This is a genomic window from Tsukamurella ocularis, from assembly GCF_024807615.1.
GTDB lineage: Bacteria > Actinomycetota > Actinomycetes > Mycobacteriales > Mycobacteriaceae > Tsukamurella > Tsukamurella ocularis.
Genome location: NZ_JANUCJ010000002.1, coordinates 888185 through 904793 on the forward strand (window position 1 = coordinate 888185; position 16609 = coordinate 904793).

Sequence of the window (16609 nt, forward strand, 5' to 3'; positions counted from 1 at the left end):
CCGCGAGTACAACCGGTGACAGGTACCGCCGACCGCGGATAGCTTCCGGTCGGTGAGTACCGCCACCGTCGACGACGCGCCGTCCCCGTACGCTCCCGACCGCTCGCAGTTGCGGCGCGTGATCGCGGCGTCGCTGCTGGGCACCACGGTGGAGTGGTACGACTTCTTCCTCTACTCGACCGCCGCATCGCTGGTCTTCAACAAGCTCTTCTTCCCCGACGCCAGTTCCTTCGTGGGCACCATGCTCAGCTTCGTCACCTTCGCCGTCGGATTCGTCATGCGCCCCGTCGGCGGGCTCGTCTTCGGGCACATCGGCGATCGGATCGGCCGTCGGCAGACGCTCGCCCTGACGATGCTGCTGATGGGAGTGGCGACCGCGCTCATGGGCGCACTCCCCACCGCTGGGCAGGTCGGGATCCTGGCGCCGATCCTGTTGCTGCTCCTGCGGATCGTGCAAGGCTTCGCCCTGGGCGGCGAGTGGGCGGGCGCGGTGCTACTCGCCGTCGAGCACGCGCCCGAGGGCCGCAAGGGCCGCTTCGGTGCCGTCCCTCAGGTAGGCCTTGCGCTGGGCCTCGGGCTCGGAACGGCGGTCTTCGCCCTGCTGCAAACGGTTTTCGACGACGACCAGTTCCTCCGGTTCGGATGGCGCATCGCTTTCGCGGTCTCGATCGTTCTGGTGGTGATCGGCATCGTCGTCCGGCTGGCGGTCGACGAGACACCCGCCTTCGTGGCGGCGCGCGCGACCTTGGACACCACTCGTACTCCTCTACGCCAGCTGCTCGGCGATCCGGTCTTGCGCCGCAACACGATCGCAGGCTGCCTCGCACGGTGGGCCGAGGGCAGCGCGTTCAACACGTGGGGCGTCTTCGCGATCACCTACGCCACAGCCACACTCGCAATGAACAAGGTCGACGTCCTCCTGGCCGTCACCGCGGCGGCGCTGGTGATGGCGGTGGTCATCCCGTTCGCGGGCGTACTCGCGGACCGGATCGGGCCTGCGCGCGTGTACGGAACGGGCGTACTGCTCTACGGGCTCGCCGTCTTCCCCGTGTTCGCGCTGTTCGGCACGGCGTCGATCGTGTGGTTCACCGCTGGCCTCGTCATCGTTTTCGGCCTGATCCACGGCGTCTTCTACGCCGCGCAGGGCACGTTCTTCGCGAGCCTGTTCCCCACAGAGGTCCGGTACACAGGCCTGTCGGTCGTCTACCAGTTCTCGGGGATCTACGCCTCGGGCCTGACTCCTCTCATCCTCACCGCCCTCATCCACGGGGCCGACGGTGCGCCGTGGACAGCGGCGGGCTACCTGGTGGCGACCGCACTCATCTCGCTCGGCGCGACTGCGTGGATCAGGCGGGCCGCCCGGCTGCCGTGATCCGTCAGCGGTCGACGGCGCCGTGGGCGAGCAGCCTCTCGGCGGTGTCGACCACAGACTCGTCGACCGGGCGCGGCGACCACCCCAGCATTCGCTCAGCCTTGGCGCTCGTGGCGTCGAAGTCGTGTCCGAGCTGGGTGCGAAGAGCGCGCAGCTGAGGATTCACCCGCGCGAGGAGGCGCGCCAGCGGCAGCGGCAGTTCACGGGTGGGCACGCGGGAGGCACGCTCTCCGAGGCGGTCTCGCAGGATACGGGCGATCTCGACCACCCGAAGGCTGCTCCCCGACACCGCGAGGAAACGCTCCCCGACGGCCGCCGGGTCCGTCATCGCTCGCAGATGCAGGTCCGCGACATCGCGCACGTCGACCCAGCCCGTGGCGAAGGGCGGACACACCGGCATCACCCCGCCGAGCATGCCGCTGATCGTGCGCAGCGACGGCGGATCGTCCGGGCCCAGGACCGGTCCGATGACGGCGGTCGGATGGACCGCTGCGAGCTCCAGGTCGCCACCCTCCTCCTCGACGAACCGCCAGGCGGCGCGCTCGGCGAGGGTCTTCGACTTCTGGTACGGCGCGATGTCCGCGTCGACGTTCGTCCAATCCTCCTCAGTGAACGGGGCCGACCGGTCCGGATGCCCGTACCCGACGGCGCCGAAGGCGCTGGTGAGCACCACGCGCCGCACGCCGGCGTCCCGGGCCGCGCGAAGCACCCGGAGGACGCCACCCTCGGCGGTCGCCACCATCACCGCCTCCTCCTGCAGGCCGTCCCGAAGCGTGGGCGACGCGACGTGCAGCACGTAGTCACACCCTGTCACAGCGTCGGCCCAACCGGTATCGCCGTCGAGGTCGGCGACCACGAACGTCAGCCGGTCGTCGTCGAACGCGACGGCGTCGTGGAACCGGGCGCGGAGCACCTGCGCGCGACTCTGGTCGCGCACCGTCGTGCGGACGTCGTGGCCCGCTTCCAACAGTGCGACGACGCACCACCCGCCAATGAATCCCGATCCTCCGGTGACCAGTACCTCTGCCATGGATTTCCTCTCTCGGATGCGCCGCCGGACGGATCGCCGTCCCGGCCATCGCACCTCGCGGGGCGAACACGTAGAATAAGTGGAGATCTCTCCGATTACAGTAACGGAGAGATCTCCGGATAGCAAGGGTGGTGCACACGATGGCACGATCGGACGCGCAGGCGAACCGCGCCAAGATCCTCGAAACCGCACGACAGGCGCTCCTCGACGACGGCGAGACCTCTCTCAACCGGATCGCACAGCGCGCCGGCGTGGGCGCCGGCACGCTGTACCGGCACTTCCCCAACCGCGACGCACTGGTCCTCGCCGTCTACGAGGACGAGGTCACCGGCATCGTCGAGGACATCCCCGCTCGCCTCGCGGACGCCACCCCACGGGAAGCCCTCCGGGACTGGACGATCGAGCTGGTCACTGCCATGCGCCGGAAGCACGGCCTCGGGGACGCCCTCAGCCCGAGCGCGCATCAGGCGATTGCCGAACAGACCTACGCGCCGGTGATCGCAGCGATCACCCTGCTCCTCGACGCCGGTAAGCGCGACGGATCGATCCGGGCCGACGCCGACGCGGGAGACTTCCTGCAGCTCACAGGCGCCCTCTGGCGCGCTTCACCTGGACCAGTGGATCGCGCAGAACGGATGCTCGATCTGATCCTCGACGGCCTCACGCCTCCGGACCGTCGCCGGTGACGAACGCAGAACCGGTGCACGTATTCCTACGAACTACGACACGCTGAATTCGCGACGGCCAACGCCATCGACGATCTCGTCGGCCCGTCAGTCGAAGTGGTTCGGTGCGCCCGCCCAGGTTAGCCGGCCCCGGAACGCCAGTACCCCGTGATCGTCATCATGGAGTTAGAAACCTCGCGTTCGCGCCGAAGGATCTTGCGGATAGATTGGGTCGCACCTGCTTCCGCCGCCACCCACACGTATGTGTTCTCCGCAGCGAAGGAGCGGGCGAGTACCGCGCTGGGCAAGGACGACGGTGAGCGCCCCATCCCGGTACCGAGGATCCACTCGTAGGTCACGTCGGCCCGCGATGCCAGGACCTGCTTGTCGTCAGGAGTGGCGACCTCAGCGATCGCATGGATACGGAGCCCGGCTGGAGCTTCCTCGATGATTCTGCTCATGGCGGGGAGCGCTGTGGCATCGCCTACGAGCAGCACAGCAGTCGCACCGCGGGGGCATCGGTACCAGCCCTGAGCCAGGGAGAGTCCGACGATGTCACCTGGCTGCGAACTCGTAGCCCAGCTCGATGCTGCCCCGCCTTCGTGGACCACGAAATCGATGACGATTGTTCCGGGGTTCACTCGGCGCACTGTGTACGCGCGACTTAGAGGCTTGGGTTCTTGGTAGTGCCAACGCCCGTCGCGGACCCGGGGCCGTGGTGGTGCAGACTGGTTCGGCGCCGGGATTGCGATCGTGATTCGCTCGTCGGGGACACCACTACTGACCCACGAGCGTAGCCCGTCACCGCCGAGGCAGACTCGAGTCATGTTCGGAGTGACTCGATAGGAATCGACAACCTCCGCCTCGAAGTACTCCTGGAATCGCGAATTTCGCCTCACATCCGTCCGTTGCATTATTGGTACGTGAGGTCCGGATGCGGATGCGACAAGAAGTCATGATGCGAGATGTCCCATCCGTAGGCGCCCGCGTATTCGAAGGCCAACACGTCGCCCGTCCGGATTCTAGCAACGTGAACATTTTGTGCGAGAACGTCTTTCGGAGTGCACAGCTCGCCGACCACGTTGACCGGACCGTTGACGACCTCTGGACGGGGTAGTCCGGAGTTGACCCGATCGGTGGGATGAACAGTGAATGGATGGCTGTGTTGCCAGGATGCCGGCAGTCGGAAGTGATGCGTTCCCCCACGTACGATGACGTAGTCGACCCCGTGATTGCGTTTGATGTCGATGACCTCTACGAGGTACCGGCCGCACCCAGCGACGAGGTAGCGGCCACATTCGAAGTCGATGGTCCGCCAATGCGCGGGAAAGGTGTCGACCAATCGGGCGAGACCGACTGTGAACGCGTCCCAGTCGAATTGCTCCGACAGGTCGTGATAGTTGACCCCGATGCCGCCGCCGACGTCGAGATGCTCGATGCGGACGCCAAATCGCGCTTCCCAGTCGAGCGCCTTGTCCCGGTACAGTTCCAGCATTTGCAGGTGAGCACAGTGATCCAGATTGTTGGACAGGGAGTGCAGATGGAAGCCTCGGAACCGAAGGCCGGGGAGATTCGACGCCAATTGGACGGCTTCGGGGAGAAGTCGTTCATCGATGCCGAAGGGCGTGGGCCGTCCACCCATCGAAATCGTGGCGGCCGGGAGTGAATCGGCGATGTTCACTCGCAGGAGGACCTCGACCTTGGTTTCTGCGGCGACGGCTGCGGACGAGATTCGGTGTAGTTCGAGCAGGCTCTCCGCGTGGATGCGCGTGTTGCCGTCGCGTACGGCAAGAGCGATCTCCGCGTTGGACTTGGCGGGGCCACCGAAGAGGATCTCGGCGGCCGGATCCGCCGCGCGAGCCTTGCGAAGTTCGCCACCGGAGGCCACCTCGAAGCCGTTCACTCGAGCGGCGACTGTGCGCAGGATGGGGGCTGCGCTGTTTGCCTTCATGGCATAGAACATCCTGCACCTCGAGGGCAGCTTTGCGACGGCTGTGGTGACGTGATCACCGAGGGCCTGCAGGTCGTATCGGTACTCACAGAGCTCGTCGTCCACCGGCTTTGCTCCGGGGGTGGCGTTGTCATCGATCTGTATCAATCGGGGCCTCCGGTTGGCGGTGTTGTTCGAGATGGCTGTGGAAGGCGTGGCCCGCGAGGCCGCGATCGTTGCCGACAACGAATGCGCGGACTCCGGCGTCGTGCCAGCCACGGTAGTGCGCGGGCCCGCGCGAGAGAGCACAGAAGGCCACGCCCGCCTCACGGCACCGCGCGTGGATCTGTTGTTCGGCTTCGCGCACGTTCGGGTGGTCGAGCTGCCAAGGCAATCCAAGGGACTGAGACAGGTCCGCAGTACCGGAGAGCACGAGATCAACCTTGGCCGCAGCGAGCATCTCGGGAAGCCGCTCGATGCCTTGTTGATCCTCGATCATTATGCAGAGCATGGTTTCAGCGTTGGCCCGGTCGAGGTAGTCGGCCAGTTCGATGTGCCCGAAACCGGTCATGCGACCGCCGTTCAACCCGCGTTCGCCGAGCGGAAAATACCTGGTTGCCCGGGCGATCCGACCGACATCAGCTGGATCGGAGACGCGCGGCGCGACGATCCCCATGGCGCCTGCATCGAGGGCCTGGGTCATCGCGGCCGTGTGGGATGTCGGCACACGCACCAACGGCGTGATGCCCGCGGTCTCCGCAGCACGGATGAGATGCTCAAGACGATGCGGATCCACCAAGGTGTGCTCGGTATCGATGATCACGAAATCGTATCCGCTGTAACCGATCAGTTCGATCATTGTGGGATCGGCGAGGAAGCTGAACAGACCGTGGATGGTGTCCGCAGCTTGTAGTTTCTCCTTGAGTCTATTGGGCTGCAGCACCGATGCCGCCTCTTTCGGAAGTTGTCGTCGATACCGATGCCGGGTTCAGCGGATTGGCGATGTCAACGTAGAGCGGCAGAACCCCGGGACGAGCGAAGCCGGTCACCAGGTTTCCCTTGGCGGGCAACGTTCGAGACGTCAACAACATCCGCGCTGCAGGAGAGTCCAATTCGGCCAGAAGGTCTCGTGTCGTCTCCCAGAGCTCGTGCTCACTGTGAGGGCCGAATCGTGCGAGGGCGTAGATGACGTGCCCGACCTGGTTGGTCACGACGTGGTACACCAGTCGCAGCCACACTTCGCGATCGGTGTAGCCGCTGAGCGGGCTTGAGCGCTTCAGGTCGCGTCCGATTCCCCGTTCTCGGCTCACGGAGGTGCCCTCGAAGTCACGCACCCAGGTCTGGGTCGGCCAACCGTCCTCGAACTCGATCAGGCAGTTCTGCACGTGGGCTTCGAAACTCAAGGCGTCACGATCGTAGATCTCGAGCATCGGAACCAGGGATACTGCGAGGTAACGACGGAGCCACTCGCGGTGGTCACCCCCGGCTCGTTCGACTTCGTCGAGCAGGAGCGGCCGGATCCCCGGAGCCTCGTCGAGCAGGCCTGACAAGACCTGCGGGGTGAGGCCGTTTCCAATGAACGGGTTGCGGCGGAAGAGTACTCCCAGATCGGCCACGAGGCCGGCCGAGCCGATAGCGGGATCTATGGTCCGGAATCCGGTCTCGACGAGGACCTGGAATTCCTCCGGCCAACTCGGCGCGATTTCGGTGATCAGCCTTGCGGCGTCCGCTGCGCGACGCATTTCCGGGAGTGGGTTGACGCGCAGACTGTTCGTGACCCGGATGTGCAGAGGAAGTTTCCACATGATTTCGTGCTCGGGAGAGCACACAGTACGTACGGACGAGGTCGGATACACACTCGGCCCGAGTTCTCCAAGGTCGACCAGAGTTCCGTCCGCCAGGAGATTCTGGGCCTCTTGAAGCCCGCGCAGGTAGTCGGCCTGCCAAGGATGCACAGGTAGAGCCGAGTAGCCGTCAGGAGTCGCCTTCACAACTGCGTCGGGGACCCAGGGAGCGTCGACCACCCTTTCCTCGAGCAGCGCCGAATCGCTCAACGCGAACCAATGAAGATCGAACTCGGTACCGAGCTCGGGGGCGTAGCGCGCAAGGTCGTCGCTGCTCCACTGGGTGCCCTTGGGGATCGGGTGAAATGGGTGGCCCGTCCGCATCGCCTGCTCCGCGGTCCGCATTCGTCCCCCGTCTGCAGTGCGGTCCGGTCGTCTCGTCTGAGCCAGGTACTGGGTCGTGGTGGAGATGCTCTGGGCCAGCTTGGCCCGGATCGCCTGTTCGTCCCACTGCTCGTCGGGGAAGACCTGTGCACAGATCGGTGCGACGATACTCAGCACGAGGTCGATCAGCTGCTCGTGTCCAATCTCAGCGCGTGTCCCGTCCGCATCCTCTATCCAGAACCGATCACCATAGTCGTGGTTGCCGATCAGCGAGTGATAGGCCAATTCGACGATCAGTCTCGTGTCCGGCCCGTCCGAGACGAGACCGCGCGGGCCGTTCCCCGAACCGGTGAAGCTCTGTCCGGACTCCGACAGCTCCGTCACGGCGATGTCGGCATGTTCGAACGAGACCGCACCGAGTCCTTCGGCGATGGGTACCAGCACGTGTCCGGTTTCTCGAAGGAAACAATTGAGTAGTCGGCGGCGTCCGGCCTGTGCAGCGTTCGTCTGTGCTGATGACATTTCTCACCTCAAGGAAGTATCGATTGTGCGGTGGCCGTGGTTCATTGTCTGGCTTCGTGTGCAGTGGGCTCGCGTCCCGACACGACGGCGGAATCGGAAGCGACTCGCCCAGCGGCGAGCGAGATGGCAGCTGCTATGCCGACCAGGAGTGCTAGAACGAGGAACGTGGCGGTGATGCCGACAGTGGTGGCAACCACCGCGGCGATCAAGGGGCCGGCGATCTGGCCTATGCCCACTAGTGCCGTGGTGGTGCCGATCGCGGTGCCGCGGATATGATTTGGCACCGTCCGGCACACCGTGTGCATGACTGATTGGTCGAAGGCCGCAGACGAGCAGCCCTGGACCAGACGGAGCGGTGCCATGAGCAGCGGTGTGGGCGCCACGGATTGGAGCGAGATCGCGACTGCGCACATCCCGCTGGCGAGGGCAAAACTCTCGCCGCCGTCACGGCGATCGTTACGACGACCCCACCACGGCCCGATGACGGCAGCCCCCGCCCATGTGAGTGCCTGCAGAAGTCCGACCCACATGATGGCGCTGGCAGTGGAACCAGTGATGGCGCTCAGTCTGGGGGCGAACACAACGACGAGCCCGAACACGGCGGAATCGGCGAGGATAGCCGCGACGATCAACGGAAGCAGCGGCTTTCGGCGCAGCACCGCTACCGCAGAAGCGACGCCTTCCGACCATCTGTTTTCCAGATTGGCCGCCGTCATCGAGGTATTCGGCAAGGTTGTGGCCGACAGGACGCATGCGATCAGTAGCAGTGCCGCGGTAGCGGTGAACAGTGCGCTGTACCCGAACCAATTGACGGCGACGGAGCCGACGAGTGGGCCCACCAGAGCGCCCACCGCTGTCGAGTTCGACAGCCAGCCGAACATGCGCCCGTGCTGCTGATCGTCCGCGATCGACGCCGCGTACGTTGTCGTCGCACCTGCCACTCCTCCGAACGCCCCTTGCGCCAAACGGCACAGGAGGAACTGCAGTGGTGTCTGCGCCAATGCCATCGCGGCCACAGCGATCGCAAGGCCTAGGTACGCGCGAAGCACCATCGATTTGGGGCCGTACCGGTCTCCGAGTCGCCCCCAGATCGGCCCCGTCAACACATACGTGACCGCCGGTGCCGCGACACTGACGCCCGTCCACGCCGACAGCGCACCGTCCCTCACTCCGAGATCCGTCAGGTAGAACGGCGTGAGGGGCACCAGGATGGTGAGGCCTGCGGTCGCCGCGAACTGGCCGAACCACAGGACCGAGAAGGTCTTCGTCGCACGACGCGTCACGCGTGAGACTCCGCCGTCGTCAACGGGTTGGGAACCCTCCCGACCGACGCTGGCATGCTCGCCTCGGTCGAGCGTCCGCGTTGAAGGAGCGGGCCGAAGATCTGCCGGCTCGGCCATGTCTGCCGGTCCAGGAACAACTCCCGCATCGTGTCGGCGACCGTTGTGCACACCGTTCCAGATTCCAGTGATCCTCGCAGGGTTCGCTCAAGTATGCGCCAGAACGCAGACTCCGGAATTCCGAACTCGTCGGCGAGTGAATCCGCGATGCCGTACAGATTGACCTGGACGCCGAGGGTCTGCAGATAGCTGAGCAGTCGTTCTGCACTTTCCAGACGCAGAGACTGGGGAACGCCGTCGGGAATCCGGTACTCCGGATCGGGGATCCCTGCACGTTTCAACGCTTCGGGCACGATTCGGACTGTGTCGTGGTCGCGGAGGACGAACCGCTTGACTCGACCTCCGCCGAGGACAACGAGCACATTCTGACCGTGGAGTTCGGGCATCGCGCCGAAGTTCGCGAACTCGAGCGCCATTGTCCAGAAACCTGCCACCAGTTCCTCGAAGAGGCGCAGAGGATCGGCGGGATCGAAGTTCGCCGTAAGCAGGTGGGGCCGCAACGAATCCCAACCCCACGCTGCGAACCCAGACATCGGCAGGGTCACCTCGTCATCCGCCGTCGGCGGATAGCGGCGGACTTGAGCCGACAGCAGACCCGGCCGACGAGCGAACTCGTCGGGATCGTTCCAGCCGCACCACGTGCGCTCGTCACAGAGGTCGACGATGTCGCCCAGAATGTTGCTCCGGTCGCGAAGTAGGTGGAGTAGCTTCTGCCCCCGCTCGCCGTTGTCGAGATACTGCGCCGGAAGCAGGCGCGTCGATCCAAGCGTCGCCACCTCGATCGGCACTTTGAGGTGGATGTTCGGATCATCGCTGGCTATGAGGGATCGGAGCGATGAGGTTGGACAGAAGCGTCCCGAGTCTAAGGGGAGGACCACGATATCGCGGGCGCCCAGTTCAGGACCGAAATGTCGTGCCAGGGCGTTGTCGCGCTGCCACGGGTGGATCGGCACGGGCTGATACTCCGCGAGATCGACTCCGGATGCGGCCATCGCGTTGCCGAGTGCCGTTCGCTCTGCGCCGTTCAGTAGCAGGGCCTCTAGTGCCGACGATTCTGCAGCCGACCCGGTGCGTAGGCGCGCTCGCCGTACGCCGATCCACCCCATTGCAAGCGGTTGCTCGCGCATGGGACCGAATCGGTCCACTTCGGCCGAATCCCACCCGGACACGGCGTGGGCGGTTGGATGAAAGGGGCGATTGCGCAGCGAAGCGATCCGCTCCCCGGTAAGGAGCGCCGGGCCTGCAGTATCGGGGGCCAGGTGGCGCCAGCCGGCGTGCATTCGCTCCGCATGGGACACCGCGAGTCGAAGATCCGCCACGACCTCGACGAGTGCGGGAGCATCAGCCGCCGCCGCCACCAGTTCGAGTACCCGACCCGGATCTGTGAGCGGTGTCCGTCGATCGTCGTGGATCCATACTGGTGTGGACGACGCCCGCACCGCCTGCAGTGCGCCTCCCGGGCGCCCCACGAAATGCAGTTCGCCTTCGATCAGTGGGATTCGGCAGGCGATCTCGTGCGTGTCCGGATCGGCAGAGGGCGTCTCCGCCAACCGATCGGCGGTGCTGAACAGGTTCTCCCGGATGAGCACGTCGATGAGATCCAGAGTGATCTGCTCAGCGGCGGGTCTCCGAGCCATCAGACGGTTCCGCCGGTGTGGTCGCGCTGCGCCACCGCAAGAGCCTCGATGACTCGGTCGATCACCTCGTTCATCTCTCCATCGGTGGCTATCAAGGGCGGCAAGAGGCGCAGAACCGAGTCGTGTCGCCCACCGAGTTCGACGATCACTCCCCGATTGAGGCACTCGGAGCGCACCGTAGCGGCGAGTTCGGGCGCCGGAGGCCGGGCGCCCGTCGCATCGGGTTCCGCGGTGGGATCGACCAACTCCAAGCCCATCATCAGCCCACGCCCACGGACGTCGCCGATGCACGGCAGTTCTTCGGACAGGTCTTGGAATCTGCGCATCGTTGTGGCGCCGAGTTCTGCGGCGCGAACCTGCAGTCGGTCGTCCTGCACGGTCCGCAGGGTCACTGCACCGGCGACCATCGCCAGCGTGTTGCCACGGAAGGTTCCGGTGTGGGCGCCAGGCGTCCAGCAGTCGTACTCGGATCGGTAAGTGAGTGCAGCGAGCGGGAGACTGCCGCCGATTGCCTTCGACATGGCGATCATGTCCGGAATAATGCCGCTATGCTCGATCGCCCAGATGGCGCCGGTCCGTCCTACTCCGGTTTGGACCTCGTCGACGATCAGTGGAATACCACGCTCTTGGGTGATCCTCCGCATGCTGCGCAACCATTCGGATGACGCCGGTACGACGCCCCCCTCACCCTGGACAACCTCCAGCACCATGGCGGCCGGGGAAGAAACGCCTCCCGAGGGGTCGTCGAGGAGGTGCTCGACGTACTCCGCGGAGATCTGTGCGGTGTCCTCGCCGCCACGGCCGAACGGGCACCGATACTCGTACGGGTAAGGCAACCGCACCACGTCACTGATGATGCCGCCGACGCGTGCACTGAGACCCACATTGCCGGTGATCGCCTGCGCGCCACCTGTCATGCCGTGGTAGCCACCAGTGAAGCTCAAGACGGTGCGCTTTCCCGTAGCGGTCCGCGCCAGCTTCAAAGCGGCCTCGATGGCGTCCGCGCCGCTCGGCCCGCAGAAGTGGATTCGAGCATCGGCGGCGAACTCGGCAGGCAGAGTCTCGAAGAGCGCAGTGGTGAAGTCGTCCTTCTCCGGCGTCGCGAGGTCGAGGATGTGCAGCGGGGCAGTCGAATCCAGCGCCCTGTGAAGTGCGTCGATCACAGCGGGATGGTTATGCCCCAGAGCCAGGGTGCCGGCGCCCGAGAGACAGTCGAAGTACCGCTTGCCGTCGGCCCCTGTGACGTGGATGCCAGTGGCGCTGACAGGCACGATCGGGAAGCTGCGCGCGTAGGTTCGTGCACTCGACTCGCGGGCCGTTTGACGGTTCAGAATAGCGGTCATCTCGCCACATTCGGCCGCTGTCTCGATGGTTGCCAACTGCATGGGTCCGCCTACTCCTGTCGGTGTGCTCTCCGGTGTGTCGGCCCGACGGCCCCGCGACACTGAACGGCCGCCACAGCGCCGGATCGGGCTCGAGAATTCAAGCGCCGCAATAGATCGGCTTCGATGAGGCGAACTCGATCGTTTGACCCCATTGCTGCTAGCCTAGGACATGGAGTTAGGTTAGGCAACATTGATCGACCTCGGTCCCACCCTGCTTCCCCCGCTGACAGAGGAACAAGAGGAACCAACCGCTGTGACCATCGACCTGCCAGTCAGTGCTGCGCCCGCCCGCGGACGCCCGCTCAACGGTGCCGTGCCCGACGGTGTGATCGCCTGCATTCGTCGTCTCCACGCAGAGCAATCCGCTCCGGTGAGTGGCTATGTGTACGACCTCGCCGCAGCCGCTAACCAGGCCCGGCGGATGCGTGCTGCCCTACCGACGTGGACTTCGGCCTACTACGCGGTGAAGGCGAACTCCTACCAGCCCGTGTTGGAGGCATTGGCCCCCGCGGTGGACGGGTTCGAAGTGGCCTCGGTTCGGGAGATGGAGGCGGCGCTGACGGCGGCCGCTCGAACTGGACGGACCGCGCGGATCGCGGCTGCGGGACCGGGAAAGACGGCTACGTTCCTCCGCGCGCTGTGCGAAACGGCAGCGCAGGCGGACGTGATGGTCAACGTCGAGAGCGTCCTGGAACTGCGACGCCTCGACGAGATCGCGAAGGCCTCAGGACGGCGGATTCGAGCGGCGTTGCGAGTGAACCCGAATCGAGTACCGATCTCGGGCTCACTCGCCATGGGGGGGACGGCCACCGCCTTCGGGGTCGCCGAGGCGGACGTGCCGGCCGCATTGGAGGTGGCCGGTGGCCTCGACGCGATCGAACTGGTGGGATTTCATATCCATGCCGTATCGAACAACATCGACGCGATGGCACATGCGGACTACGTGCGCTGGTGCCTGGACTTCAGCATGCGGGCGGCTCAGGAAGCAGGCTTCGAGTTACAGGTGGTGGACACCGGCGGCGGATTCGGCGTCGACTTCGCTGGGGGGCCGTCGTTTGATGTCGCAACGTTCGGTGCTGCGCTCGAGGACATCTCGCCGCCGCCCGGGGTGCGGGTCCTGTTCGAGCCCGGCCGTTGGCCCGTAGCGGAATGCGGCTACTACGCGGCCGAAGTCACCGACCTGAAGTTCAACCACGGGACGTGGTTCGTGATCCTTCGTGGTGGGATCAACCACTTCCAGTTGCCCACCTCGTGGCCATTGATCCACAATTTTGCCGTGTTGCCAATCGAGAGCTGGCCACACGATTGGGAACGGCCCACGGTGACTGATGCACCGATCACCGTTGTCGGAGAGCTGTGCACTCCCGAAGACACTCTGGCGCGGGACATCACAGTGGATCGCGTGCGGGTAGGGGACATCGTGGTGTTCCCCACCGCAGGATCGTACGGGTGGGAGTTCGCGATGCCTGAATTCCTAGGGCACCCGCAGGCATCGCGCTGGTCCGTCTAGGTCAGCCATCCCCGAGTGGCAAACACTGATCAGGAGAAATGACAGACATGACGAACCCATGGAGAAGGTCTCGCGAGCGGGGTGGGGCCTGGCCGGTCGAGTTCCGCAGACGCGGGGACTCGGCATGGTGAGACTCACGGACTCATCGGCCGTGACCGGAATCGGTGCCAGCGACGATGCCTTGGCGGGGTCATTGGGCCGCCTCGATCGGCTCGGTGATCTGATTGACGTCACACTCGCCGGATTGGTTACCGGTTTCCACGAGCGCCCCGGTCCCCTACCTGCGGGCGGCCCGGACGGCGTCGAACGCCGAGTCGAGACGGCGATCACGCGACTGCTTCCCGAGCGGGGCACGGGTGCTGAGGAAGCGCTGCGCCTCTTCGCACACATCACAGCAGCAGAGTCGACCGATCCGGCCCACCCGGGCTGCGTCGGTCACCTGCACTGCCCTCCGCTGGCGGTCGCCGCAGCAGCGGATGTCATCGCCTCCGTGCTCAACCCCTCGATGGACTCGTGGGACCAGGCTCCGGTGGCCAGCATTCTGGAGTCCCGCCTCATCGCTGAGCTGAGTGAGCTCGCCGGCTACCGTCCCACGGAGGCGACCGGTGTGTTCACCACCGGGGGAACTGAATCGAATCTCATGGGGTTGCTGCTGGCGCGAGAGCACTGCATGGCCGAACGCTTCGGCGTGGACGCCACAGCTGACGGCCTCCCCGCCGCCGCCGGCCAGGCTCGGATCTTTACCTCCGAGCAATCTCATTTCTCCGTTCAACGAGCGGCCGCATTGATCGGACTCGGGGAGCGGTCTGTGGTCTCGATCCCCACAGATGAGCACAATCAGATGGACGTCGGTGCCCTTCGATCGGCGCTAGCTCGACCCGGCATCGTCCCGCTCGCAGTGGTGGCCACCGCTGGCACCACGGACTTCGGCGCCATCGACCCCGTCGCGCGGATCGCAGAGCTGACATCGGAGCTCGGAGTGTGGCTGCACGTCGACGCCGCGTACGGCGGGGCTCTGTTGTTCTCTGATCGTCTCGCCGGACTGCTGGACGGGATCGAGCGAGCCGATTCGATCGCGATGGACCTGCACAAGTTCGGGTGGCAACCCGTGGCCGCGGGAGTCTTCCTGGCACGTCAACGCGAGACGCTGAAGCCGTTGGCCCGCAATGTCGCCTACCTCAACCCTACCGATGATGAGGAAGCTGGATACATCAGTCTGCTGCACCGATCGCTACGCACCACCCGGCGTCCCGACGTGATCAAGGTAGCTGCCACATTCCGGGCACTCGGGCGCGCGGGCATTGGCGCATTGATCGAAGCGTGCCACGAACTCGCACAGCAAGCAGCGGCGATTATCGCCGCCCAGCCGCGCCTGGAACTGGACGCAGAGCCGGTGCTCTCGACCGTCGTCTTCCGGTACCGTACCGACGACCCCGCCGACTCGGATCGAGTCAACGCCGCGTTGCGGCGGAACCTTCTTCATGAGGGAGTAGCGGTGGTCGGCCGCGCAGAACACCCGCACGGCGTGCGCCTCAAGTTGACGATCTTGAACCCCGCGATTCGAGTCGAGGACCTGTCGCAATTGATCGCCCGCGTCGTGGCTGCTGGGCTCGCCTGTTCTCAGCACGTCGATGAGGCGGTGTCGTGAACCTGGACTGCTATGACATCATCGGCATCGGAATTGGACCGTTCAACCTTTCGCTCGCTGCGCTCACGCAGCCGACGGAGCTCCGCACGCTGTTCGTGGACCGCAAGCCCGAGTTCGCATGGCATCCCGGCATGCAGATAGCGGGCACCGAGGTCCAGGTTCCGTATCTCGCGGATCTCGTGACCATGGTGGACCCGACCAGTCCGTGGTCCTTCCTGAACTATCTCCGGCATAAGGGCCGCCTTTTCCCGTTCTTCTTCGCCGAGCGCTGGCACGTGCCGAGGATCGAGTACCAGGACTACTGCGCCTGGGCCGCCTCACAGATCCCGTCGTGTCGATTCGGTGCCAACGTCACGTCGTGCGGTTGGGACTCGCAGCGGGAGGCGTTCGTCGTCGAGATCGGTGGCGAGACCGTTTTCGCTCGTAACGTCGTTCTCGGCGTAGGCACCGAACCGACGATCCCGGACGCTTTCAGAGGCACACTGGGAGACCGGGTGCTGCACTCGGCGGACTACCTCACTCGGAGGCCCGCGCTCCGTGACTCGCCAGACGTAACGGTGATCGGTTCGGGGCAATCCGGTGCGGAAGTGTTCTTGGATCTGCTCCAGGTTCGCGCTCCACAACACTTGCGATGGATCACACGGACCGATGCATTCGCTCCGATGGAGTACTCCAAGCTTGGACTGGAGCACTTCACACCGGAGTACACCACGTACTTCCACAGCCTCCCCGAGCCGGCGCGCCGCCGCGCCGTCGCCCGCCAGTGGCAGCTCTACAAAGGCATCAGCGCCCGCACGATCGGTGACGTCTTCGACGAGCTGTATGACCGTCGGGTAGCAGAGCACACGAGTGGCACTGAGTTGTCGCCAGGCGTCGAGGTGATCGCCGCCCACCAGGTCGTGGACGGCATCGAGATGACGTGTCGACACCGTCAGACGGAGAGAGAGTACGTGGTCCGGACGGATCACGTGGTGTTAGCCACCGGGTACTCCCCGGTGCGACCAGCCTTCCTCGACGCCCTGGAAGGCCTGATTGACTGGGACGAGCGCGATCAATACCGCATAGATCTGAACTACCGGGTCGGCACCGATCGTTCGGTAACCGGCGGTCTCTACGTTCAGAACGCGGAGATGCACACCCACGGTGTTGGCGCCCCCGACCTCACATTGGGTGCATGGCGCGCCGCAGTGATCGTCAACGCGGTGTCGGGCCGACCAGTGATCCCGCTACCCGAGGACAACGCATTCACCAGCTTCGTACCGCCGGACTCCGCTCCATGACTGCCGAGTCCGAAAGCCAATTCGTACCACCGATCGGAAGTGGACCTGTGACAGATCTTGAT

General features: G+C 65.1%; 13 protein-coding genes. 5 read left to right on the top strand and 8 right to left on the bottom strand.

Going from position 1 to position 16609, the window contains the following annotated elements:
- The first annotated feature begins 52 nt into the window (after positions 1-52).
- Positions 53-1372, top strand: coding sequence for an MFS transporter (locus HNP44_RS10340; protein WP_259139748.1), 1320 nt, complete (start codon positions 53-55; stop codon positions 1370-1372).
- A 4-nt stretch (positions 1373-1376) separates the two neighbouring features.
- On the opposite strand, the gene HNP44_RS10345 is transcribed toward HNP44_RS10340, so the two are convergent.
- Complete coding sequence (locus HNP44_RS10345) at positions 1377-2402, bottom strand: SDR family oxidoreductase (RefSeq protein WP_259139747.1); 1026 nt, start codon at positions 2400-2402, stop codon at positions 1377-1379.
- 140 nt (positions 2403-2542) lie between these two features.
- On the opposite strand from HNP44_RS10345, the gene HNP44_RS10350 reads away from it, so the two are divergent.
- Entirely contained in the window at positions 2543-3088 is a 546-nt protein-coding gene (locus HNP44_RS10350) for a TetR/AcrR family transcriptional regulator (protein WP_259139746.1), read from the top strand.
- A gap of 119 nt (positions 3089-3207) precedes the next feature.
- On the opposite strand, the gene HNP44_RS10355 is transcribed toward HNP44_RS10350, so the two are convergent.
- From HNP44_RS10355 to HNP44_RS10385, 7 genes are all read right to left on the bottom strand, one after another.
- A complete protein-coding gene (locus HNP44_RS10355; RefSeq protein ID WP_310437674.1) occupies positions 3208-3981 on the bottom strand; it encodes a siderophore-interacting protein in 774 nt (257 codons plus the stop codon).
- Entirely contained in the window at positions 3981-5123 is a 1143-nt protein-coding gene (locus HNP44_RS10360; RefSeq protein ID WP_259139745.1) for a type III PLP-dependent enzyme, read from the bottom strand. Before HNP44_RS10360 ends, HNP44_RS10355 begins: the two co-directional genes overlap by 1 nt.
- Before the next feature lie 25 nt (positions 5124-5148).
- Positions 5149-5940, bottom strand: coding sequence for an HpcH/HpaI aldolase family protein (locus HNP44_RS10365; RefSeq protein ID WP_259139744.1), 792 nt, complete (start codon positions 5938-5940; stop codon positions 5149-5151).
- Positions 5924-7609: an IucA/IucC family protein gene (locus HNP44_RS10370; protein WP_259139742.1), complete on the bottom strand. Its 1686-nt coding sequence runs from the start codon at positions 7607-7609 to the stop codon at positions 5924-5926. The genes HNP44_RS10365 and HNP44_RS10370 overlap by 17 nt, the downstream gene beginning before the upstream one ends.
- A 119-nt stretch (positions 7610-7728) precedes the next feature.
- Positions 7729-8970: an MFS transporter gene (locus HNP44_RS10375; RefSeq protein WP_259139741.1), complete on the bottom strand. Its 1242-nt coding sequence runs from the start codon at positions 8968-8970 to the stop codon at positions 7729-7731.
- Positions 8967-10724 carry an IucA/IucC family protein gene (locus tag HNP44_RS10380; RefSeq protein ID WP_259139740.1) on the bottom strand — a complete coding sequence of 586 codons (1758 nt, stop codon included), beginning with the start codon at positions 10722-10724 and terminating at the stop codon, positions 8967-8969. Before HNP44_RS10380 ends, HNP44_RS10375 begins: the two co-directional genes overlap by 4 nt.
- Complete coding sequence (locus tag HNP44_RS10385; RefSeq protein WP_259139739.1) at positions 10724-12109, bottom strand: diaminobutyrate--2-oxoglutarate transaminase family protein; 1386 nt, start codon at positions 12107-12109, stop codon at positions 10724-10726. Before HNP44_RS10385 ends, HNP44_RS10380 begins: the two co-directional genes overlap by 1 nt.
- A 253-nt stretch (positions 12110-12362) precedes the next feature.
- On the opposite strand from HNP44_RS10385, the gene HNP44_RS10390 reads away from it, so the two are divergent.
- From HNP44_RS10390 to HNP44_RS10400, 3 genes are all read left to right on the top strand, one after another.
- Positions 12363-13619: an alanine racemase gene (locus tag HNP44_RS10390; RefSeq protein ID WP_259139738.1), complete on the top strand. Its 1257-nt coding sequence runs from the start codon at positions 12363-12365 to the stop codon at positions 13617-13619.
- A gap of 151 nt (positions 13620-13770) precedes the next feature.
- Positions 13771-15267: a pyridoxal phosphate-dependent decarboxylase family protein gene (locus HNP44_RS10395; protein ID WP_259139737.1), complete on the top strand. Its 1497-nt coding sequence runs from the start codon at positions 13771-13773 to the stop codon at positions 15265-15267.
- Entirely contained in the window at positions 15264-16547 is a 1284-nt protein-coding gene (locus HNP44_RS10400; RefSeq protein ID WP_259139735.1) for a lysine N(6)-hydroxylase/L-ornithine N(5)-oxygenase family protein, read from the top strand. Before HNP44_RS10395 ends, HNP44_RS10400 begins: the two co-directional genes overlap by 4 nt.
- Positions 16548-16609 lie beyond the last annotated feature (62 nt).

What these genes read in the sequence shown, in the direction of transcription:
- HNP44_RS10385 (WP_259139739.1), bottom strand. Translation starts at nt 12,109, where the DNA reads ATGCAGTTGGCAACCATCGAGACAGCGGCCGAATGTGGCGAGATGACC.
- HNP44_RS10350 (WP_259139746.1), top strand. Translation starts at nt 2,543, where the DNA reads ATGGCACGATCGGACGCGCAGGCGAACCGCGCCAAGATCCTCGAAACC.
- HNP44_RS10345 (WP_259139747.1), bottom strand. Translation starts at nt 2,402, where the DNA reads ATGGCAGAGGTACTGGTCACCGGAGGATCGGGATTCATTGGCGGGTGG.
- HNP44_RS10355 (WP_310437674.1), bottom strand. Translation starts at nt 3,981, where the DNA reads ATGCAACGGACGGATGTGAGGCGAAATTCGCGATTCCAGGAGTACTTC.
- HNP44_RS10380 (WP_259139740.1), bottom strand. Translation starts at nt 10,724, where the DNA reads ATGGCTCGGAGACCCGCCGCTGAGCAGATCACTCTGGATCTCATCGAC.